The 21,525-nt window shown below is 68.1% G+C and carries 19 protein-coding genes; 10 read left to right on the top strand and 9 right to left on the bottom strand.

All coding sequences use genetic code 11. The features are described from left to right. Positions 1–539: 539 nt before the first annotated feature. The gene (locus tag ACWC2B_RS34635; protein WP_450723728.1) at positions 540–2,213 is read right to left on the bottom strand and encodes a trypsin-like serine peptidase; all 1,674 of its coding nucleotides are present in this window, start codon (positions 2,211–2,213) and stop codon (positions 540–542) included. Positions 2,214–2,673: 460 nt separating this feature from the next. Beyond that, on the bottom strand, positions 2,674–3,519 hold the full coding sequence (locus tag ACWC2B_RS34630) for a hypothetical protein (protein ID WP_450723726.1): 846 nt from the start codon (positions 3,517–3,519) through the stop codon (positions 2,674–2,676). Positions 3,520–4,248: 729 nt separating this feature from the next. Here ACWC2B_RS34630 and ACWC2B_RS34625 point away from each other — a divergent pair. Continuing rightward, entirely contained in the window at positions 4,249–4,485 is a 237-nt protein-coding gene (locus ACWC2B_RS34625) for a hypothetical protein (RefSeq protein ID WP_450723724.1), read from the top strand. A 75-nt stretch (positions 4,486–4,560) separates the two neighbouring features. On the opposite strand, the gene ACWC2B_RS34620 is transcribed toward ACWC2B_RS34625, so the two are convergent. Then, entirely contained in the window at positions 4,561–4,746 is a 186-nt protein-coding gene (locus ACWC2B_RS34620; RefSeq protein ID WP_450723722.1) for a superinfection immunity protein, read from the bottom strand. A gap of 326 nt (positions 4,747–5,072) precedes the next feature. Here ACWC2B_RS34620 and ACWC2B_RS34615 point away from each other — a divergent pair, with 326 nt between their 5' ends. The 5 genes from ACWC2B_RS34615 (at position 5,073) to ACWC2B_RS34595 (ending at position 10,544) form a co-directional block, all read left to right on the top strand. Then, on the top strand, positions 5,073–5,564 hold the full coding sequence (locus ACWC2B_RS34615) for a DUF2975 domain-containing protein (RefSeq protein WP_450723720.1): 492 nt from the start codon (positions 5,073–5,075) through the stop codon (positions 5,562–5,564). Continuing rightward, positions 5,564–5,785 carry a helix-turn-helix domain-containing protein gene (locus ACWC2B_RS34610; RefSeq protein WP_450723718.1) on the top strand — a complete coding sequence of 74 codons (222 nt, stop codon included), beginning with the start codon at positions 5,564–5,566 and terminating at the stop codon, positions 5,783–5,785. Before ACWC2B_RS34615 ends, ACWC2B_RS34610 begins: the two co-directional genes overlap by 1 nt. Positions 5,786–6,031: 246 nt before the next feature. Further along, complete coding sequence (locus ACWC2B_RS34605) at positions 6,032–6,994, top strand: ISAs1 family transposase (protein WP_450723716.1); 963 nt, start codon at positions 6,032–6,034, stop codon at positions 6,992–6,994. A 460-nt stretch (positions 6,995–7,454) separates the two neighbouring features. Further along, positions 7,455–9,110 carry an NlpC/P60 family protein gene (locus tag ACWC2B_RS34600; protein ID WP_450723714.1) on the top strand — a complete coding sequence of 552 codons (1,656 nt, stop codon included), beginning with the start codon at positions 7,455–7,457 and terminating at the stop codon, positions 9,108–9,110. Positions 9,111–9,920: 810 nt separating this feature from the next. Continuing rightward, positions 9,921–10,544: a hypothetical protein gene (locus tag ACWC2B_RS34595; RefSeq protein WP_450723712.1), complete on the top strand. Its 624-nt coding sequence runs from the start codon at positions 9,921–9,923 to the stop codon at positions 10,542–10,544. Here the strand turns inward: ACWC2B_RS34595 and ACWC2B_RS34590 are convergent. The 3 genes from ACWC2B_RS34590 to ACWC2B_RS34580 form a co-directional block, all read right to left on the bottom strand. Continuing rightward, positions 10,509–11,210 (bottom strand): Pr6Pr family membrane protein, encoded by a 702-nt coding sequence (locus tag ACWC2B_RS34590; RefSeq protein ID WP_450723710.1) that lies wholly within the window; start codon positions 11,208–11,210, stop codon positions 10,509–10,511. The two genes, ACWC2B_RS34595 and ACWC2B_RS34590, sit on opposite strands and share 36 nt — an antisense overlap. A 286-nt stretch (positions 11,211–11,496) precedes the next feature. Then, on the bottom strand, positions 11,497–12,492 hold the full coding sequence (locus ACWC2B_RS34585; protein WP_450723708.1) for an NADPH:quinone oxidoreductase family protein: 996 nt from the start codon (positions 12,490–12,492) through the stop codon (positions 11,497–11,499). A 36-nt stretch (positions 12,493–12,528) separates the two neighbouring features. After that, the gene (locus tag ACWC2B_RS34580) at positions 12,529–12,876 is read right to left on the bottom strand and encodes a MerR family transcriptional regulator (protein ID WP_450723706.1); all 348 of its coding nucleotides are present in this window, start codon (positions 12,874–12,876) and stop codon (positions 12,529–12,531) included. Positions 12,877–13,220: 344 nt separating this feature from the next. On the opposite strand from ACWC2B_RS34580, the gene ACWC2B_RS34575 reads away from it, so the two are divergent. Continuing rightward, on the top strand, positions 13,221–14,699 hold the full coding sequence (locus ACWC2B_RS34575) for a pyridoxal phosphate-dependent aminotransferase (protein WP_450723704.1): 1,479 nt from the start codon (positions 13,221–13,223) through the stop codon (positions 14,697–14,699). A gap of 170 nt (positions 14,700–14,869) precedes the next feature. Here ACWC2B_RS34575 and ACWC2B_RS34570 read toward each other — a convergent pair whose 3' ends face one another. Beyond that, positions 14,870–15,130: a hypothetical protein gene (locus ACWC2B_RS34570; protein WP_450723702.1), complete on the bottom strand. Its 261-nt coding sequence runs from the start codon at positions 15,128–15,130 to the stop codon at positions 14,870–14,872. 231 nt (positions 15,131–15,361) lie between these two features. Here ACWC2B_RS34570 and ACWC2B_RS34565 point away from each other — a divergent pair, with 231 nt between their 5' ends. Further along, the gene (locus ACWC2B_RS34565; RefSeq protein WP_450723700.1) at positions 15,362–16,189 is read left to right on the top strand and encodes a helix-turn-helix transcriptional regulator; all 828 of its coding nucleotides are present in this window, start codon (positions 15,362–15,364) and stop codon (positions 16,187–16,189) included. A gap of 73 nt (positions 16,190–16,262) precedes the next feature. Further along, positions 16,263–17,327: a methyltransferase gene (locus tag ACWC2B_RS34560; RefSeq protein ID WP_450723698.1), complete on the top strand. Its 1,065-nt coding sequence runs from the start codon at positions 16,263–16,265 to the stop codon at positions 17,325–17,327. 11 nt (positions 17,328–17,338) lie between these two features. Here the strand turns inward: ACWC2B_RS34560 and ACWC2B_RS34555 are convergent, their stop codons facing one another. Then, entirely contained in the window at positions 17,339–17,506 is a 168-nt protein-coding gene (locus ACWC2B_RS34555; protein WP_450723696.1) for a hypothetical protein, read from the bottom strand. Positions 17,507–17,887: 381 nt separating this feature from the next. Beyond that, on the bottom strand, positions 17,888–19,171 hold the full coding sequence (locus ACWC2B_RS34550) for a hypothetical protein (RefSeq protein WP_450723747.1): 1,284 nt from the start codon (positions 19,169–19,171) through the stop codon (positions 17,888–17,890). A 995-nt stretch (positions 19,172–20,166) separates the two neighbouring features. Between ACWC2B_RS34550 and ACWC2B_RS34545 the strand changes: the two genes are divergently transcribed. Continuing rightward, complete coding sequence (locus ACWC2B_RS34545; protein ID WP_450723694.1) at positions 20,167–21,276, top strand: alpha/beta hydrolase; 1,110 nt, start codon at positions 20,167–20,169, stop codon at positions 21,274–21,276. The last annotated feature ends 249 nt before the right edge of the window (positions 21,277–21,525 follow it).

The raw sequence follows: 21,525 nt of genomic DNA, 5'->3' as shown, positions 1-21,525 counted from the left end.
CGGCCATCAGCTTCGCGATGGTGTTCACCGACACCCGCCAGCCCTCCCGAGCCGGTACAGATCCGCCGGACCTCGTCGGCCAGCAGTCCTCGCCGTACTTCGCGGGCCGGTATCGGCCGATCGCGCCGCTTGTAGAACCAGGGCTCCGACACGCCCAGGATGCGGCAGGTCAGACGGTGCGGGACGGGGTGCTCGGTCCTCTGGATACCGACGAGTGTGGCCACCTCGGCCGACGCCCGCTCGGTCACTTCACCCGGAGGACCATGCATCGTTCGAGGACATCGCGCTCCGTCTCAAGCTCGCGTATCGGCTTGTTCTTCTCCGCGGTCTCCCGCCAGAGTCGTTCCAGTTCTGTGCGTTCGCTCTCCCGCATCCGCCCGGTGGCCTCGGGCGCGGGGCGGTCGGAGTACCGGAACCGTTTCGACGCCCGAGACCCAGCTGTGCGGCGTGCCCGGATGAATCCCGAGATCCTCGACGACCTGCGGGGTGGGCTTCCCCGTCTCGATCACGATGCGTACAGCACTACGAAGGGAGCGACATCACGCCTTGGGTACGAGGTTGACCTCGGTGCCCAGGCGGCCGACGGTGGTGTCGGCGTACAGGGTGGTCTCGCCGTCGGACCAGCGGATGACGAGGTCGTCGGTGCGGCCGTTGCCGGTGAAGTTGCCGGTCGTCATCACCGTGTTGTGGGTGAACGTCCCGGCATTGGCGTCTTGGATGCGGGACGGCGTGCCGAGGCCGGAGGTTGTGGTGCCGACGTAGTTGTCGAGTTCACCGTTCGCCCACTGGACCATCAGGTCCCACTTCTGATTGCCCGAGAACTCACCGCTGGTGAGCAGTTTGGCCTGCTTCCAGGCGTCGGTCTTGTGGGGGTCCACGAGCTTGTGTTCCTGGCCGAACGTGCCCGCGCCGACGTTGGTGTAGAGGGTGACCTCGCCGTCCGACCAGCGGACCATCAGGTCGGTGACGTACTGTGCCGCGTTGAAGCGGCCGGCGCTGATCTGAGTGGCGTACTTCCAGGTGTCGGTCTTGTGGGGGTCGACCATTTGGATGCCGTCCCCCGTCAGGCCCTTGGAGCCGACGTCGCCGTAGAGCGTGACCTCACCGTCCGACCAGCGGACCATCAGGTCGAACTGGGCCGAGCCGGTGAAGTCGCCGGCGGTGACGGTCTCCGCGTGGGACCAGATGGATTTCTCGGGCGCCAACTGGTGCTCGCCGGTGAAGTGGCCCTTGCCGTCGCTGTCGTAGAGGGTGACCTCGCCGTCGGTCCACACCACGATCAGGTCACTGTGTCCGTTGCCGTTGAAGTCACCGGAGGCCATCAGTTTGGCGTGTTCCCAGGTCGAGCCGCCGCCCATGGAGTAGGGCAGTGAGGGCTGGTCGTAGGAGCCGGGGCGTTCGACCTTTCGGTTGTTCTTGGCATCGTCGTACAGCTGGAAGAACGTGTCGCCGTGCATGGGACTGTAGGTGAGCCAGTCGACGTTGGCGTCGTTGCCTCCGCCGTTGTAGCCGCCGACGTTGCCGATGATCTCGCCCGTACCGGCGGTCCAGTCCATCTTCGAGAACCACGGGCCGCCCGAGACGCCGCCGTACATGCCCCTGCACAGGGCCTGGATCTGGTAGTAGCCGGGTAGTGCCCAGGTCTGGGTCGGGCAGCGCACGGCGTGATCCTCCGAATCGTGGGAGGCCGCCGGGTATCCGACCATGGTGACGTCGTTGTTGTACTTCGGTGTGCGGGCGAGGGTGTTGGCGCCCACAACGTCCTGTGCGTTCTTACCGTTCGCTGATGTCGCGAGCCGGGCGAACGAGAAGTCCAGGTCCGAGACCTTCGCCTTGGTGTTGTGCGGGGCGTACCGGGGGTCGTAGAACCACTGGTCGATCCGGTAGAACCCGTACTCCTGCTTGTCCAGCGAGTATTCGGTGCGGTACCAGGGGACGAAGACCGCCTTGCTACCGCTGCAGTGTCCCGCGGAGAGGATCAGGTTGTGGCCGGGGCTCTGCACAACACTGGCCGAGCAGGAGTGCGCCCGCATCTCGCCGGTGGTCGGGTCCTGCTTGTAGGTGAACAGGGCACCGACGGACTTGGGGCCGAGGATGTGCTCCGCGGTGGGCATGCTCGCCGCCGCCCCCATGCGCTCGGGCGCGGCCCGCCCGGCCTTGGCGCTCGGGTCCGGTGTTGCGGCGGGCCGTGCGGGGTCCGTTGCCGAGGCCATGCGTTCGGGCGTCCAGAAACGGAGTGCGTCCCCGTCCGTCCAACCACTGTTCTCGTTACCTGCCTCGGGGCGGGCGGGCGATGGTGCCGGCGGAGTCGGCTCGGGTGTGGGTGCAGCCGTTGCCGGCTGATGGCTGGAGGGCGCGGGCGTTGCCGGGTGGTTGCCGGAGGGCGCGGGCGTTGCCGGATGGTGGCTGGAGGGCGCGGGCGTGCCGTGCTTCGTGCCGTCCGCGTGGGCCAGAGCGCCTCCACCGGACAGGAACAATGCGGCACCGACAGCAGATGCGGCGAGGCGACATATTCGTCTGCGGGAAATATGCAAGGAACTCTCTCTGCCTGAGTGGTGATGGCCTCCGGCCGTCACGGTCCGGAGGGGAATGTGAAGTACCGCGGGAATGGCGGGAGAAGCGCACACGGGTGCACTGGTGCGCGTCCCGCGCGTCATACGCCTGGTGCGGCGGTCAGAAGGAAGCGGCAGCCGTGCGCCGCCTGCGCCACAGGATGAAACCGGCGGCGGCGAGCGCGAGGATCCCGGCGGCGATGGCCCCACTGGTCAGCCAGGAACGGTCGTTGCGCGAGACGGCCCGGCCGGCCACGGTCACCTGTTGGGTGATGTCCTGGTGCCGGTGACGGCCGACCACGGTCATCGCGTACTGTCCCTCGGGAATGTCGTCCCTCAGTGTGGCGTGCCCCCCGTAGACGACGGCTCCGTCATCGCCCATGCAGCCGGGGTTGTCCGCGTCCTTGGCGACCGTCAAGGGGTGCTTGAACACGGGCGACTCGATGGTCAGCCGGTCGTCGTCCAGGCCCAGCCGACGGTCGGCGATGAGCACCTTGACGTCTCCGCCCGGCCGGACGGGAGCGGGGATGTTGGTGCACGGAGGCGCGTCCGTGGGGCGGATGACGAACTTGTCTGCCGTGACCCTCCCTCTGGCGACGACGATGAGGCTCGTGGTGGCGATGGCGCGGCCTTCGACCGTCGCAGTAGCGGGGTAGCTGCCCGGGGAGATGTCGCCGCGGACCTCATAGGGCGGCTTCCCCGGCCGGTCCGCCTGGACGAACTGATGCGAGCCCTTCTCTACCGGGGCGAGCGGAATCGGCTGGGCCAGGGCCGGCGAGGTGATGGTCACCTTGTCCGTACCGGCGGGCACGTCCCATGCGTTGAACTCGACGTCCCCGCCCACCTCGACCCTGGGCAGAGAGCTGAAATAGGTCAGTCGAGGCGCATCTGCCGCGGCGGCCGATACCCCTCCGACGGACAGCCCGAGCAGTCCCGCGACCAGACAGGCGCGAGCGGCCCGGCGCAATCCGGTCGATTGTCGTTTGCCCTTACGCACGGATTCCCCCGAATCGCCCGCTTTGGTGTCACGGTTACCTAATCGTGCACGGAGGAAAGATCATGCCATGTCCATGCCCGCCGGTAAACCGCGTTGGTTTCCGGGACCGGAAGACAGGATGGCCTGGGGAGCTCGAAAAGTCATCGCCGCAGTTCAAGCGGCATATGGGTACTCGTTGATGACTCCGCTTGGTACTCGTGGATGACTTCGCCGAGGACGCGGGTTCGCAGAAGCCTGCGAGCCACGAAGTCGTGCACGGCAGGGGTTGGTCCTGGGCTTCGGGCGGGTGGCCGGCAACCTTGCCGTGACGGAACTCGCGCTCCGGGGACGTTCGTTCACAAGGGCATCGTCTCAGTGGTGGGCGCACACTCGGTGGTTCTGCCCCAGGCGCACTGAACTGCCCGAGACCGACCCGGCGGCGGCTGCCGAACTCGCCCGCGTGGTCATCACCGATCTGGGCGCCCGCGGCACCACCTACCCAGCGTGCGTCGCGCCGCGACCACGGTCACCGCGAGGCGTCCGCCGGGCGGTGGAGCTCCAAACTTCCAGCCCCTCCGGTCCGTTGTCTGAACCGGCCGCAGATCACGGCCGGAAAACGACGGTCCGCATCCCGAACGTACCGCGCCCTCGTGCCCGGGCATCCATCAGCGCCGTTGAACAAGCGTGACCTCTCCCAGCAGCGCCCACAGCCGCACCCCCGTGTCTTTCGCTTCCCTCTCCGACGCGTACTGGCTCAACACACCCCTGCCCGTACGCCCGGCCGGGGCCTGCGCGCTGTGCGAACTCCTCCGCACCGCCGACTCCGAGCATCCGACCGCGGGACCAAACACCGCGCCGACTCCAAGTCCACTCGTACGCCGGGCCAGCACCGTCCTGCTCTGCCTCGCCCTGGCCGCCATCCCCACCGCCTGCCTCACTGCGCTCGGCCGTCACTGAGCCTTGCGCATGACGACCACGCGGATGGCTCGCCAACTGGGAGACATCGCGCGGTCAGACCACACTGACCCAGGATCAGGCAGGGAGCCGTCGCGACTGGACCGGGCGCGTTGCCAGGAACAGAGCCACCAACCAGCCGAGGAAAGTCGCTCCCAAAACGATGTTGATGGCGACCACCGCCCAACGGTTGTGCACGCCTCGCCGGAACGCGATGTACGTCGGCAGCAGGTAAAGCGCGAAGGCCAGCGCGGCGAGCAGCACAGCCTCCGCCGGTCCTATGTTCCCGAACACCGCGAACTGCCTCCCTTGCCACCGTTCAAAACCACCGGCCCAGCGTACCCATGCAGCGATCACTGACGAGCAGGGGCAGCTCGCCCCAAGGCTTCGGCGTAGACGTATGGCGTCCGATTTGTGGTTAAGCGACGTCGGCTTCGGCAAGATCGCAAACCTTCGCATCGCGCCGTGCCGCGGGAGGGGCGGCGGCATCCCGCCGTCGTGCGTAACCGCCGCCCGCCCTTCGGCCCAGCCCTTGCTTCACCTGTCGATAGTCGATAGATTTCCATCGTAACTCGATGGGAGGACGGGGCATGGGAAAACTGACAGTGCGCGCGCTGCGCGCCGTGCTCGTGGTGGTGCTCACCGGCACCTTGTTCGTACAGGCATTGATGGTGTGGGCGTTGGTCAGCAAAAGTGACCCGGAGAACGGGTCACTCCCGCTGACCCCGCTGCGCGTGATCACGATCCTGGGCATCGGGACGGCCCAGGTCGCCCTGGTCTGTGTATGGCGACTGGTAACGATGGTGCGACGCGGAACCGTGTTCTCCCACGCCGCCTTCCGGTACGTGGACGGCATCATCGGCGCGATCGTTGCGGCTGCTCTCGTGTGGTTCGCGGTCACGGCCATCAATGCGCCCGGCCAGCGGGACGACCCGGGTGTCACCCTCATCATGGGCGGGATCGGCGTGGCCATCCTGGGAGTCGCGCTCATCGTGCTCGTGCTGCGGATGCTGCTCGCCCAGGCCGTCGCCCGCGACGTCGAAGCGGCGCAGATGCAGGCGGAGTTGGACGAGGTGATCTGATGCCGATCGCCGTCGACATCGACGTGATGCTGGCCAGGCGGAAGATGTCCGTGGGCGAACTCGCAGACCGCGTAGGGATCACGCCCGCCAACCTGGCGGTACTCAAGAACGGCCGCGCCAAGGCGGTGCGCTTTGCGACGCTCGCCGCGCTCTGCGAGGTGCTCAAGTGCCAGCCGGGCGACCTGCTTCGCTGGGAGGCCGAGGACGTCGCGGGCGAATGAACCGTGCTGCCGACGCGTCATCGCCGATCCTGACAGCCCTTGACGCATCCCGGGGCCGTACCCGAGCAGGTCCCGGGCCTGCTGGGGCGTCCGGCCAAGGTGCCCGACCCTCGCGATCCGCGCGGCGTACGGCACGCTCTGGTCGTCATGCTTGCGCTGACCGCGCGCGGTTCTGGCCGGAGCGACCTCCCTGCCGGCAGTGGGTGAGTGGATCACCGACGCCCCGCCGATCTGGCCGGCGTGGTCGTGACCAGCGACACCATGCACACCCAGCGCAAGCACGCCGGCTACCTGCTCGGCCGAGGCGCGCAGTACATCGTGATCGCGCAAGGGGACCAGAACAAGCTCCACAAGCAGCTCAAGTCCCTTCCCTGGAAGCAGATCCCGCTGCAGGACCGCACCCACGACACCGGACACGGCCGCGATGAGATCCGCCGCATCAAGCTGTGCACGGCGAACAAGCTGCTCTTTCCCGGCGCCCCCCCGGCCATCCAGCTCAAACGCCATCGAATGGACCGCAAGACCGGCAAGATCAGCATCAGGACCGTCTACGCGGTCACCAGCCTCACTGCGGAACAGGCAACACCCGCCGAGCTCGCCCGGCTGATCCGCAGCCACTGGAAGATCGAAGCCCTGCACCACGTCCGAGACGTGACGTTCGCCGAGGACGCCTCCCACCTGCGAACCGGCTCCGCACCCGCGCCATGGCGACCTGGCGCAACCTCGCCATCGGCGCCCCTCGCCCCGCCGGGAAGAGCAGCATCGCCGCCGGCCTCCGGCACAACGCCCGCGACGCCAGCCGACCGCTCGCCCTCCTCGGACTCACATGATCACGAAACGGACGTCACGCGACTACGCCGAAGCCTTGGCCCGGCACCCTCGGCCCACGGCCGCAGCCAGGTCACCGACTGCCTGAGCCGTGGAACGCGCGCGCCCAGCACCTTGCACGGGTGTCAGAGGACGACAGCCGCCGGGCCGACGGACGATCACGCCGTCCAACTTCGCGCTTACCGGCCCGGCATGCGCGCTCCGGTTCTACCCGACACCGTGGTCCTGATCACGGGCACCATCCGAGTCACCGCGTCCCGCGGCGGCGTCACCGCTGGATCGGCTCTCCTCCCCACTGGCCCCATTGCCTTCTTGGCAGCCCCGCGATGGGGCGCAAGGCCTTCCTTGTCTCCGCGGCCCGCCTCGGCGGCGCCCAGCTGATGACGGCATGCCGGAACGGCCATCGAGCTGGTCGGGGCGGTGGTGGTGACCTGCTGCGCAGGAGCGCCGAAGTCCGCGGCGTCGGGGGCCCGGGACCCTCTGTGTGGTGCGTGGTGGCGCGCGCGAGAGCCGTTATGGGGGCCGGGCGGTCGGCCGGGCATAGGGGTTCTTCCGCTCTCGGCGTCCCAAGCAAAATCCGGGACGGCGTCCCAAAGCGCTGGTCACAGCGGTGGGACGGGGGCCGCGCGGCCTCATCGCGCCCGAGGGCGGCGGAAAAGCGTGCGGGAGCGTCGCAGAGTTGTCCCGCGTTGATCGCTCCGGTCTGCCGTCCCAGCCCGAGCGTGATCGCTCACCCACGTTCACCACTCACTGGGGGAACCCTCTTATGCTCGGCCCCTTCCGAATACCACGCCGGACGTCTGCGCGCGTCGGTCTGACGGGGTTGCTCGTCGCGGTCACCATGCTCACCGCATGCGACCCCACGAACGGCAACACGGACAGCAACTCCGCGGCGGACGCCGGCTCCCGTTCCCTGGCCGCGCCGAACAGCGGGTCCTTCCTCGCCTACTCCGCGGCGAACACCGGGAACGCCGGGGGCGGAATCGCTCTCGAATCCCCCGCGTGCCCGACCGACATGAAGCAGGGCGAGAGCGACGGTTGCGTCCTCCAGCTCCAGCTGGAGCTGAACCTGACCGGCGCTGGGATCACCGCCGACGGCCAGTTCGGGCTGGCCACCACCACCGCCGTGCGCAACTTCCAGAACGCCCACCGCCTCGGCGCCGACGGCGTCGTCGGCCCGGCCACCAAAGCGGCGCTGGACTCCGCCGCCGGCGGCGTCAAGGGAAGCGTCGACATGTCCAACGCATGCGGCACCCTCCAGCAGGGCAGCCAGGGCGCCTGCGTCACGACGTTGCAGCAGAAGCTCAACGCCGCCGGGGCCCACGTGGCCGCCGACGGCCAGTTCGGCCCGGCCACTTACACGGCCGTAAGCAAGTTCCAGAAGGACCACGGGATTGTCGTCGACGGCGTCGTGGGTCCCGCCACCAAGGCCGCGCTCAACGGATCCCCGACCAGGGGCGGTTCGGACATCAACCTGCTCAGCGACTGCGGCACCCTCCAGGAGAGCCCGGGCAGTCAAGGCAGCCCGGGCAGCCAGGGCGCCTGCGTCAGCACGTTGCAGCAGAAGCTCAACGCCGCCGGGGCTCACGTGGCCGTGGACGGCCAGTTCGGCCCGGCCACCGGCTCTGCGGTACGTGACTTCCAGAAGGCCCACCACCTCGACGCCGACGGCGTCGTCGGCCCCGCCACCAAGAACGCGCTGTACGGGATGAGCAGTTCAGGCAGCGGCGGCAAGGGCGGTAGCGGCGGCGGATCGTCGACGGCGATGGACCTGCGCACCCAGTGCGGAGTCCTCCAGACGGGTGCCAAGGGCGGTTGCGTGACCACGCTCCAGAACATGCTCAACCGCCTCGGAGCCGGTATTCAGGCCGATGGCGACTTCGGCCCGGGCACTGCCGGCGCCGTGCGCAACTTCCAGAACAGCAGGCACCTCCAGGCGGACGGTGTCGTGGGCCCGGCGACCAAGGACGCCCTGTACGGCGGCGGATCGGGACCGGTCTCCACGGGCAACCCTCCGCCGCACACCGGGTCCATCGACTACGCCAAGGTGCTCGCGGCGGCCAAGAACCAGGTGGGCTACCCGTACGTGTGGGGCGGCGGGCACGGGCAGCCCGGTCCTTCGACGGGCACGTGCGCCTATTACACGGGATCCATCCAGCCCTGCCCGGCGGAGCACACAGTCGGCCTCGACTGCTCGGGCCTGGTACGTACCGCGTACTGGTTCGGGGCCGGGATCGATCTCGCCAACGGCGGTGACACCAATCAGCAGACCAGCGACAGCCACCTGGTGCCCATCTCCGCGGACCAGCGCCAGCCCGGCGACCTTGAGTACTTCGGTGACCACCCGTGGCACACCCACCACGTGATCATCTACGCCGGGAAGGACTCCTCCAGTCAGGAGATGATGTACGAGGCACAGCAGACGGGGACCTCCATCCACTACGTCCGCCTGCGTCTCGACAGCCACAACTTCTTCTGGTACCACGTCGTCGCCTGATCCCGCATCAGGGAACGCCCTCCGCGAGCCACGGACGAGTTCCAGGGGTCGCCGCGACACACTCGATCAACTGGCTGTTGCCAGGAGCTCAGCGAAACGCTCGGCCGGGATTTCCCAGCCGAGCGTTTCGCGTGGGCGGCTGTTGAGTTCGGCGGCCACCGCCCAGATCATCCGCGCCGAGCTCGGCACGGACGTGAGCCGTTTCCCCACCCTGAACGCAGGAGCTGCACCTCGGCGTTGGTCATACGTCGGCTATGCGGCCCGGGTGCATTGCCGACTCCCATTGTCCCGTCAAGTACGGCGGCTGCCGAGAACCACCGGGTGCATTGCTCGGCGACCGCCCCAACTCCGCCCGGTGTCATGCGACCGCGGCGGCCAGTCGGCCGGGGACGGCGTACGCGCGGATCATCGTGCTCGACCAGGTCGCCCAGACCGAACCGCTCGTCCCACACCAATGCCGGCAACTCCCCGCCAGCCGTCGGCTGAACAGCGGCGGCCCGGCGCTCCCCGCTCAGGCCCCGCACCTCCGCCACCTGCTCCGGCGTGAGCCCCTGGGCGGCATCCCTCACCGCTCGCGGGCCGAGGTGCCCAGGCGCGGCGCATCCATGCGGCCGCCCGGCTCGCGGACGACCATCACGCCCGGGCTCGTGGCGGAACCGCCAGCGATGACGCATGCGTCACTCAAGACACGCATGCTGTCGGCGACAGGGGAGAGCAATGGCACTGTTCGGGCGAGGGAAACGGCGCGGCGCGGCCTCCGGTGAGGGCTGTCCGGATCACGACCCATGCAGCAGGCTTGCCGGGATCCCGGTGCGGGAACTCGACTCCCGCCTCCGCCTGGTGGTCACTCCCATCGCCGATCTCGGCTCGGACTCGATCACCGCGCAGCTCGGCGGGGGCCTGGCCGCGCTCCTGGTGGCGATGGGCGCACCCGGCACGGCCCGTGCCCACGCCGTCCCCGCGCACTTCACACCCCGCTGGAACAGCACACCCCCCGACCTGCTGGCCCGCGCGCTGCGGAACATGGAGCACGACCGCCTGGCGGTCGAGACCCTCGCGGGCGGGAACGGCGGCTCTGCCCTGCACGTCGTCACCGGCCAGGACGGGCTGCCGGGGGCCGGGCACGTCCTGCGCCTGGAGCAGGTGCTGGGGCAGAAGCTGCCGCACGGCGCGCTCGTCGCGATGCCGAGCAACAACCGCTTCTACGCCGTGCCGATCCACAGCGGCGACGACCTGAGCCTGCTCGATCCCTTGATCTCCGCAGTCCGGGGCCTGGCCGAACACGGCCCCGTCCTGAGCCAGGATGCGTTCTGGCTGCACGACGGCCGACTGGACCCCCTCAACGCCACCGTCAAGGACGGCGAGCTGCGCTTTTTCCCCTCGGACGCATTCAAGCAACTACTGCCGCAGCTCCGCCGCGACAGCACCCGCTGAGCTCGGTTCCCGGTCACAACCGTCACGCTCACTGACTCCGCTACCGCCGCTGCCGCCACGCCTGCTCCGCGCGTTGGCATACAGAACAAGCAGCGACGCCACCACCGTGAAGGCCAGCGTGATGATCACCGACCAGGTCGCCACGTGCTCATAGCCTCCCGGCTTGCGGGGGTCGAGGAAGTCGTACGGATACCAACCGGCACTCGGCCCGCGCAGCAGCGAGTAGGCAAGGTAGAGCAGCGGGAAGGCCAGCCACGGGAGAGACCTGGTCCAGGAGATACGGCGCAGCGGAGGGCGCAGTAGCCAGTCGGCGAGGAAGACGGCCGGCATGACACCGTGCACGACGTCGTTGGCCCAGATGATCGTGTTCCCGTCGATGGTTCCGGCCAACAAGGTCCAGTAGACCGCTCCGGTGATCACGAGATAGAGGGTGGCAGCGCCGCGCAACAGGTCGGGGACCGGGCGGGAGGCGCGCAACAGGGCCAGCCCACCGCTCAGCAGGACGCCGGCGCCGAGCAGGTTGGAGAGATTGGTGAAGTACGAGATCCAGTTCGCGGCGCCCTCGTCGGTGTGCGTTGCCTGGTTCAGCGAGGTGGCGAGGGCGGCGACGGCCAGCAGAGCGAGCCCTGCCTTGACCGACCCTTCCAGCCTGGTGCTTAGTGACATGGCCTGGATGTTACTTGTGTGTAGATCGTCGGATGCTTCGGCGTCGCGCGCCGGCGGACAGCGACGGCAATGTCGTGTCCACCAGCCGCTACCCGCTGCTGTACGTTCCGAGCAGCCCCCCTGACATCAGTCTCGCAGCCCGAAAGCCGATGCTGCGCGCGACGGGTGGTCCGCCACCGACTACCGCGAGGGGTTACCCGCTGACGCGCTGCGCGGAGTGGACGCTCATCACCCCCCTCCAGCGGACGTGACCGGCATGGGGCAGCCAATCCGGTCAGGGGGCCTTCTACCGCCACGGATCCAAAGCGTGCTTACCGGTGGTCTGGCCTTCCCCGAGCCACCGCAGGACGTCGGAGCCGTCGGCCAGAGGGTGGACCTGAGGGGTGCCGGGCGGGTAGACGCCCTGGACGATCAGCGTCTTGAGTTCGGCCAGCAGCCGTCCGAAGAGGTCCGGGGCACGCAATGCGAGGTTCACGATGTGCAGGCCGGTGACCTGGACCTGATGGGTGAACAGGAGATCGCTGGTGGAGATGGTGGCATGGCCGGAGGCGGCGCCGAAGACGACGATGCGGCCGGTCACCGGCTTGGTGACCGCAAGGGAGGCCGCGAACGTCGCCCGCCCCACAGATTCCAGCACCAGGTCGACCCCGCCGGTCAGCCGCAGGATTTCCTCCGCCAAATCGGGGCGCCGGCTGTCCAGGACGTAGTCGGCACCCAGCTCCCTGACGATGGCGTGCTTCGCGGGCGAGGCGGTAGCGACGATCTTGGCTCCGTAGTGGCGGGCGAGCCGTATGGCGGGCTGCCCCACCCCTCCGGCGGCGGCCTGGATCAGCACCGTCGCGCCCTTTTCGATGGCGCCGAAGAGGCGCAGGGCTGCCAGGGCGGTGGCCCAGTTCACGACCATGCCCAGGGATTCGGCATCGCTCCAGCCGTCCGGAACGGGCAGGGCAGCGGCGGCGGTCAAGGTCGTGTACTGGGCGAAGGCGCCCGGACCGAGCCCGACGACGTGGGTACCGACCGGGAGGGGATTTTCGACATCCGGTCCGATCCCGATGATTTCTCCGGCGGCTTCCAGGCCCGCGATGTACGGGGCCGCCGCGCCGCCCTGGTAGCGGCCGTGGGCCTGCATGACGTCCGCGAAATTGACCCCGGCCGCCCCCACCTGGATCAGGTACTCCCCGGGGCCGGCGGTGGGGATGGGGCGCTCGGCCGGAGCGAGGTCTTGCGGACCCTGGTCGGAGTGCTGGACCAGAACGTTCATGAGTTGCTCGTTGTCTTCCATGCCCGGGACCGTAAAACCTTGCCGCGTGTGTGAAGGTCAAGCGCCCTGTCCAGCGGCCTTCAGGAAGCCGTCCAGCGCCTCCTGCCGGGCCGTCAGGGAAGCGATCCGCTCCGCCAGCTTGTCGCGGTAGCCCTGCACCTGAGCCAGAAAGGCCGGGCAGACGCCCTCGGCCAGGGGCACATACGGCAGGACGTCCTTGACGAGCTTGAGCGGCAGCCCCGCCTCCATCAACGACCGGATCACGCGGACCCGCTCCAGCGTGGGCTCGCAGTAGTCCCGGTAGCCGTTGGCGCTGCGCCCGGAGACGATCAAGCCCTCCTCCTCGTAGAACCGCAGCGCTCGCGTGCTCACACCACTGACTCGGGCAGCTTCACTGATCTTCATACCCGCGGGCAACGCCTGGACGATGCCCCGTCTTCCGTGGAGATCACCAGCTGAGACGGACCGCTGCCGCCGGCCCAGCTACATCCACCTTGAGAGAATCCCCTGAGCGCCAGGGTGGTCGCCCGCGTGCGGCCGCGACGTTGGTCTTGACGTAGAGGCGGGTCTGGAAGCCTGCGCCGGTGCCGTGACCGAGGCGGTGGTGACCGTAGCGGAACGAAGCAGTGGGTGCACACATGGGTGCCGACGCACCACCTGGCCGATTCGTGTTCTGTTCAGCCTCCCCGTTCCTCCCGAAAGATGGGGGACTGCCGGGAACGTCACGCCTACCGACGGAGGAATGCACGATGGTCGCGAACGCGAAGGGCACCACGACAGGGCAGCAGGACCCCGGGGAGCGGACTCCCGAGGAGATCACGGCGCTGCTCGCCGGGGCCGCCGACCCGGAGCAGCGGCTGGCCGTCCACCAGGAGCTGTACCCGGACGTGGTCAACCTGGCGACGGCGGAGAACGTGCTGGTCTATCCGTCGCTGCGGGACAATGTGTTCGAGCGGCTCGGGGTCCTGGAGCAGAAGGACGTCAAGTACGCGCCGTCGTACGGCAGTTCCGAGATCCGCGAGGGCATCGCGGACATGCTCCGCCCGATGCTCTCCGCGGACTTGAGGAGTGAGGACATCTTCGGCACGTCGGGAGTGTCGGCTGCTCTGGAGTGCCTGGCGTTCGCACTCAAGGAGGGCGGGATCCTGGAGAGCGGCGATCGGGTGCTGCTGCCCGCACCGTACTGGCAGGGCTTCAACTGGTGTTTCGAGCAGCGGCCCGAGCTGGTCACCGTTCCCGTTCACCTCCGGGAAAACGGCCCGGAGAACTTCGACCTCACCCTCGCCGATCTGCGGCACGCCTACCGGACCCAGCCCGAGCCGCCGAAGCTGCTCGTCCTCACCCATCCCAACAACCCCCTGGGCGACAACTACAGCAAGGACCTGCTGGAGAGCATCTACCGGTGGGTGCTCACCGAGACCGGCATGCACATCGTCTCCGACGAGATGTACGCGCACTCCCAACTCACCGGGGCCGGGCCGGAGTTCGTCAGCGCTCTGGCCCTGGATGCCTACAGGAACCATCCGGAGGCGCGGGACCGGGTCCATGTCGTGTGGGGATTCGCGAAGGACTTCGGTCTTTCGGGCCTCAAGGCGGGAGTTGTGATCTCCAAGTCGCCGATGGTCCATGTGGCCATGCAGGGCATCAAGGACAAGCAGAACAGCTACGCCTGGTTCAGCCCGTTCGACTCTCTCAAGCACCGTGTCATCGGGGCGATGCTGAAGACCGTCGTCGACGGCAAGAGCTACCCGCTGGAGCTGATGCGGCAGTACCGGGGCTGGCTGACCACGGCGTTCGAGGACACTCGCCGCGCCCTCACGGACGGCCACATCCCGTACCGCTACCGCGAGGGGCAGAACGCGGCGCAGTTCTTCTGGCTCGACCTGCGGGCCTATCTGCCACCTGCCGGGACGGCGGTGATTCCGCCGGAGATCGGGCCGCATTTCCCGCAGCTCGACCGCGTACCGGAGCCGTTCGCCGCTGAAGCCGAGAAGAAGGCGACGGTCGCCCTGCCGATCCTCTTCCCGGACATCTCCAGCGAGGAGGAGTGGCTGCGCTGGTACATCGCCACCTACGCCCAGGTGCAACTGCTGCCGGGGCAGCTGTTGTCCTGCGCCGAGCCGGGCTACTTCCGGCTGTGCTACACGGCCGTCGACACCAGCGAAGTCATCGACTCGGTATGCAGGGTCGCCGACCTCCTGGCGCCGTGGCGGAACGGCCGCCGTTGACCTTCCCGGTGCGGGGCGGACACACGGTCTGCCCCGCCACCCACACGGATTGACCGTGGACAGGCGCCGGAGTCCCGCAACCGCACCAGCGGCCCATATGGGCACCGTGGGCCTCGGCCACGCCGCATGACCTTCTTCGGGGACTCTCTGCTTCCGGAAGGCCGTTCCTGTCAGGCGGGCGATTCGTCGGGTACGGGGTGCCCGGGGCGCCTGCTACCGGAATGCGGGGAGCCTCGGCGGCCGGTGCCTGCCTCGTCCGTGTCGGGGACCTCAGGATCGGGCTGGTCACTGCGCGTACTTTCCACAGCCTGGCCTTCCGCTTCCCAGGGGTCGCCATCGGCTCCGGCCTGCTGGTCGGGCAGGTCCCGCGGTACCGGCTCGGGTAGAGGTGCTCCGGCGGGTCCTGGCCCTTCGGGCCTACGGTCGTTCACAGGTGGGTGCTCCTCTCTATGAGTGGTCCGTACCGAGCCAGGTACCCCAGCGGCCGCAGAAGGTAACCGACGCCTGCCGGGCGCCAGCCGCCAGTCGTCAGCCCGCGCCCCTCCCCCGCCGACGACCGCATGAACAGAGGACAACCGTCTCCAGTCTGTTGACAACCAATCCGCTGCGCCCGGGGAACTTTTGTCCAAGACAGGGCCACCGAAGTCGGCGACTGTAGAGGCATGCACAGCCACGAAGCGGGGCCGGACCCCTTGGATCGCGATGCCGGGGACGGCTGGGAGGTCGCCCTCCCCCTCGGCGGCACCTCCGTCGGTGGGGTCCGCATGGCGGGGTTCCGCGACCGTATCGCTGCCGGGCTCGACAAGAGGGTGCTTCCTCAGCCTGCCGTGGTCGTCGTGATCGGGCTCGGGGCCGCCCCGTTCACGGTCGAGGGTGGCAGCGCGCCGGAGCCTCTGAGAAGCTTCGCTGCCGCGTTGTCGCCCGGTCCCGCCCGCATCCGCGGCGAGCACGTCGAGTGCATCGAAATGCGTCTGTCGCCCCCGGCGGCCTATGCACTGCTGGGCGTCTCCCCGCGCGAACTCGGTCGGCCCGTCATCAGTCTCGAAGACCTGTGGGGGCGCCACGAACAACGGCTCCGCGAGCAGCTGTCCGAGGCCGGTACGTGGCAGGAACGCCTCGTGCTGGTGGAGGAGTTCCTCGTGCGGCGGGCCGCGCGGGCGCCGCGGATGGCGCCTGAGGTCACAGCCGTCTGGGACCATATCGTGGCCTGCCGAGGCCGGGTACGGATCGATGACCTCGCCGCGTCCTGCGGCTGGAGCCGCAAGCAGCTGTGGTCCAGGTTCAGCGCGCAGATCGGCCTCACACCCAAGCGCGCGGCCATGCTGGTCCGCTTTGATCACGCCGCCCGAGCTCTCTGCGCGGGCGAGAGCCCTACGGATGTCGCCCTGGCCTGCGGATACGCGGACCAGCCTCATCTCCATCGCGACGTTCTGTCCTTCGCCGGGTGCACGCCGGGCGCCTTGGCCGCGCGGGCGACGCCCACCGGCTGACCGGCAGCACCGACACAGCGGGCCCCTCACTCAAGTGCGCGTACCTCACCATCCAACAACGGAAGGAACACCTGTGGCGACCACCGATGTCCGAGCAGCAGACATGGCCGATCGCGGCCTGATCGTCCGGACCGCCTTCGGAAGCATGGCCGCACAAACCCTGCGTGCGGCCGTGCAGTTGAACGTGGTTGAACTGATCGGCGACACACCATGCCGAGTCGACGAAATCGCCGCCGACGCCAAAGCCGACCCACAGTCCATGACCCGGCTGCTCCGCGCCCTGACCAGCCTCGGCCTGCTCAAGGAACACACCCCCGACTCCTTCTCCGTAACCCCCGCAGGCACACTCCTCGACCCCCACCACCCCGGCTCACTCACCTCGTTTGTACGGGTGTTCACCGACCCCGTGGCCATACGCGCCTGGGAACATCTGGACTCCAGCGTCCGCACCGGCGACGTCGCGTTCGACGCGGTCTTCGGCACGGACTTCTTCAGCCACCTCGCCCAACACCAGGAGCTGTCAACGGCATTCAACGCGGCAATGAGCCAAGCCACCCAGGTGACCGCCGCCGCCTTGCCTCACGCTTTCGACTTCGGCCGATTCACCTCGGTCACGGATGTCGGTGGCGGGGACGGCACTCTCCTGTCCGCCGTCCTCGGCGCGCATCCCCAGCTGACCGGTGTCGTCTACGACACGGCGCAGGGCCTGGCCGAGGCGCCGAAGACGCTGCGGCGGCACGGGCTCACGGGGCGCTGCGCTCTGATCGCCGGGGACTTCTTCGGTTCGGTTCCCGCAGGATCGGACCTCTTCCTGATCAAGAGCGTCCTGCATGACTGGACCGACGAACAAGTGGTCACGATCCTGAGCCACTGCCGCGAGGTGCTGCCGCCCGGCGGCCGCGTCCTGATCGTGGAACCCGTGCTGCCCGACTCCGTCGGCAACGAGGCCGAGGCCCATGCCGCCGACAATGGAGTCACCTATCTGAGCGACCTCAACATGCTGGTGAACGTGGGTGGCAGGGAACGCACCCGGAAGGACTTCGAGGATGTGTGCGACCGCGCGGGCCTGACCCTCACCTCGGTCACCCCACTGGAGAACGCCGCGCCGTTCTCCCTCATCGAGGCCGCTGCTGACTGACCAGTGACCGCTCACAGCCCGACGCGGGCGAGCGGACGGGTGATCCGTTCCCGCTCCTGCCGCAGCTGAGCCTCCAGGTCCGAACACACCGGTACGAGCAGCTCGTTCTCCGCGCGGACGCAGGGCAGCACCCTCGCGATCGTCTCCGTGGTCAGCCCCGCGGTGAGCCGCATGCGCACGCGCCGTACCGTCTCGACGTCCTGCTCGCAGTAGAGGCGGTCAGAGAGGTACCCGGACGGCGAAGAGGCCGCCCGCCCAGCACGGGCGGGCGGCCTCGGCCGCTTCTTGCCGCCCTCAGGACGGCTGTTACGCCATTCACGACCGGTCCGAGGGTTGACTCCGACACGTCGGCTTGGTTCCGCGTTGGTGAGTCCATGCTCCACGAGCCGGAGGTAATCCTCCCGCTCACGATGCAGTTTCAGACGCCCTTGTTCTTTGCGGCTCTTCCGGGTCTTGAGGTCCATCGCATCCCCTGAGCCGGGGTGTTGCGACGACCACTGGAAAGGAAGCCCGGAGGCCGGGGGTTCACGTGTGGGGCCGCGCTCTTGAGGCGGAGGCGGTCAGACCGCGGTCAGGGCGTACGTGCCCGTACCGTCCTGCCTGCCGCTGGAGTACTGGCGGATCAACTCCCCGTCCGCGTATCGGTCGTGGCCCAGCATGGAGCCGGTGTACTTGTTCTGCACACCGATCTTCGAACTGCCGGGTACGTCGCGGTAGATGTAGAACCGCTGGAGATCGTCCTCCCCGCAGGAGGCCGTCGTCAGATAGGCCTGCTCCTGGTTGGCGATGTTCGCCGGGATGGTCGCGCAACCGCCGTTGCCCCAGTTCCACAGGGACGCCTCGATGACCCCGTTGTTCTCCGTCACATTGCACAGCCGCCAGTTGTCCAGATGAGCACTGAAGAAATTGGACTCGCGCAGACGGACGCCGTCGTTGGCCAGCAGCGGTGCGCTCCAGTTCAGGGGCTTGCCGGGGACCTCGATCCGGTAGACGGCGGGCTGGCAGTTCAAGGCGGCGGGCCTGGCGGCCTGGGTGGCCTTCATGCCCTGGGCGGCCCGGGCGGCCGTCGCGGCACTGTCGGCGTCCTGCTTGGCCCGGTCGGCCTTGGCCGAGGGGACGGGACCTGCCGGGTGCTGCGCGGTGGCGGAGGCCGAGCCGCAGTCCAACAGGCCCTGGGCCTTGGCCATGATGCTGTTGGCGGGGACCTTGTCCTCGCAGCGCACCGCGCCTTCCTCAAGGGTGGTGAAGGTGGTGTAGCTGCCGGTGTCGGGGCCCGCGGTCCACTTCAGCGCCCAACTGCCGTCGCCCTGCTGGACGCGGTTGCAGTTGAGACTGCCGTACGTACCGGTGACCTTCTTGGTGCCCTTGTAGAGGCCGTAATAGCCGGGACTGCCGAAGTTCCACGTGACGGACGTCGACGTGCTGCTGGTGGAGGTGTAGCTCACCTGCACGTTCAGACCCAGGCTCGCGCCCACCTTGCCGAGGGTCTCCACGGCGAAGCTACCTTCGACGTTGCCGGTGAGACCCACGGAGACGGAGATGGTCGTCTGGACACTGGTATTGACGGTCTGGGTACCCGTCGAACCGGCGGTGACGTACCAGCCCTTGAAGTGGGTGATCGTCGGAGTCACCTCGGAGGACTTGATATACGGGTGCCGAGTGCCGAGGTCGGCCGACGTGCAGGCACCGCCGGGCTCGGCTTGCGCCGCGGCGGCGGGTTTCGGATGCCCTGCCGCGCCGGCGGGGCCGGCCACGGCAGTTATCGCGGCGAGCGTCGATGCAGCGGTCACGGTGAGGGCTACCAGCCCTCTGGCCCAGCGGCCGGAAGATCTCAAGTGGCTCATCATGCCCTTTCCTTGGCCGGGCGACATGTCACCCCAGGCCGGAATTTTGCCAGTTATGTAGTGGGAAGCGGTCGATCGAGATGAACCTAGCGTCGGCAGTGACGCAGTGACGATGACGGAATCGGCCGGTCCGAGGCGAAACCCATAACCCTTCATGGGCTGTTATGCAGCCTTGACCTGCCCGGGGTCATCAGAATTTCATCTGCGCAGCTATCATCCGCCATCACCGCCGCACAGATGGGCTGTTTCCGTCGTGATTCCGCTGCAGTCACCTCGACGGCCAGTGACTGCCAGACCGGCCTCTCATCATCCGCCGACGCGGCCGACGGCCACCAAGCCATCAAGATATTCGGCCAATTTGCGCATTCTGAAACCGAGCACTGTCGACGGCCGTGGCGCCTTGAATGTTTGCGCGCCAGCGTGAACGGCCCTATGGAAGGAGAGAGAGGTACCGGCGCGACAGGAGAGAATCCAGTGAGTCGAGCCAGACGGTGTCTGACGGTGAGCCCGAAGAAGGAGCGTCGATCCCGAGGGCCGACCCGGCGGCACCCGCATGATCCCCGACCGCACTCAGTGCGGGCCCTGAACGCAACCAATCGGAAAACAAGGGGAAAACGAACATTTCCATACCAGGTTTACATCGTCACCAAGGAGGACGGGGCCGAAGACCGAACAGGCGGCACCGTGCCCTGTCAGAGGCGACGCCGACCACCGCTGTCGCATTCAGCGGTCCAGCGTCGACCGCCGCGCCCGCGCATCCTGCCGACCGCGGGAATTCCATCGCGAAGACGGGCGGCGGCGCGAGGCCCGAAAGGGCCTAAATGAGTCGATTGAGATCCGGTTCGAATGAGATCCGGTTTGCCACAACGCTCTTAGAAAACTCTTAGCAGGCTCTGACATATCTGTTCCCGTTGTCCTTCGGGGCTGTTCATCGCAGGGAACAGGCCGGGAGGACCGCCCTGCCCCCAGTCACGAGCCCACGTGGAGCACAGACGATGACACCCCCCGACACCGTGGCCACGCCCGCTCAGGGCCGCCGCCCCGGCCGCCGTACCAAGCGATGGGTCCTCATAGCCGCGGTGGTGGCCGTGGTCGGGCTCGTCGCCTGGCCGGTGCTCAGCCACTTCGACGTCTTCTCCGACAAGGGCGATTCGATCAGCTTCGGCCAGGACGACAAGCAGGGCGGCGAAGGAGGCGGCACGAGTGGTTCCAAGGCGTCCATGCCGACGGGTCCGAAGGCCGATTTCACCATCTCCGGCACCGTCCCGGAGGACGGCAGCAAGATCGCCGTCACGACGTACAAGGGCAAGAAGTCCGGGTTCAAGGGCAAGGTGTGGGTCTGGGTCCCGCCGCAGTACAAGGACCCGCAGTACGCGAAGAGCGGTTTCCCCGTGATGATCGCGCTGCCCGGCGGTGCCGGGTATCCGAACAACTACTGGATGGGGCCCGACCTCAAGCTGGAGGCGAGCATCTCCAAGTGGTCGAAGGAGGGCAAGAGCCTGCCGTTCATCGTGGTCATGCCGGTGCTCAACCCCGAGGATCACGACAGGGACCCCAAGGATCCCAAGCTGGGCCAGTACTGGGACGGCAGTGACATCCCCGGCCAGCCGAAGATGGGCACCTGGCTGACCGAGGACGTGCCGGACCTGGTCAAGGAGAACTTCCGTACGGTCACCTCCCGTGACGGCTGGGCCTTCATGGGCGCCTCCACCGGCGGCTTCGCGGGCCTGAAGTCCGTGCTGCAGAAGCCCGACCGGTTCAAGGCCGTCATCGCGGCGGGCCCGGACATCGTCCCGGACTCCCGCCTGTGGAAGGGCCACGATCAGGAGAAGGCGGAGAACAACCCCAAGGTGCTCGCCCCGAAGCTGATCAAGTCCGGGCATCCGGACGTCTACCTCGCCTTCGAGGTCGGCACCAAGGAGACCGCGGCCATACCCCCCATCGAGGACTTCGTGAAGCACTACACGAAGGGCCCCGTCCACACCAAGCTGAGCATCATCCAGGGCGGCAAGCACAACGCCGCGACCTACGTGCCCAACATGGAGTCCGCCGGGCTGATCCAGTGGATCAGCGAGCACATGCAGGGCCCCACCCCCGTCTCGTGAACGAGCCCGGCGGTTCGGGAATCCGGAACCGGAACGGTCGAAGGCGGCCTGGGCCTCGTCGCGGGTTCCGGTCGTGGTGATGCCTTCCAAGGGGCCCAGTTTTCCTTCCAGGCTCCTTCAGCCCCTGCCGCCGACGTCGGGGACTGCCGCCTCGGTACTCGTAGAACCCGTAGAGCACCTGCATCCCGGCGGCGGTCAGCCGCTGAGCCTTGTCGCGCAGTCCCGCGACGCTGCACGCACGATTGGGCA

The sequence above is a fragment of the Streptomyces sp. NPDC001415 genome (assembly GCF_053597395.1).
The sequence above is the reverse complement of the archived record's forward strand: the minus strand, read 5'-3'. Positions and strand labels throughout refer to the sequence as shown.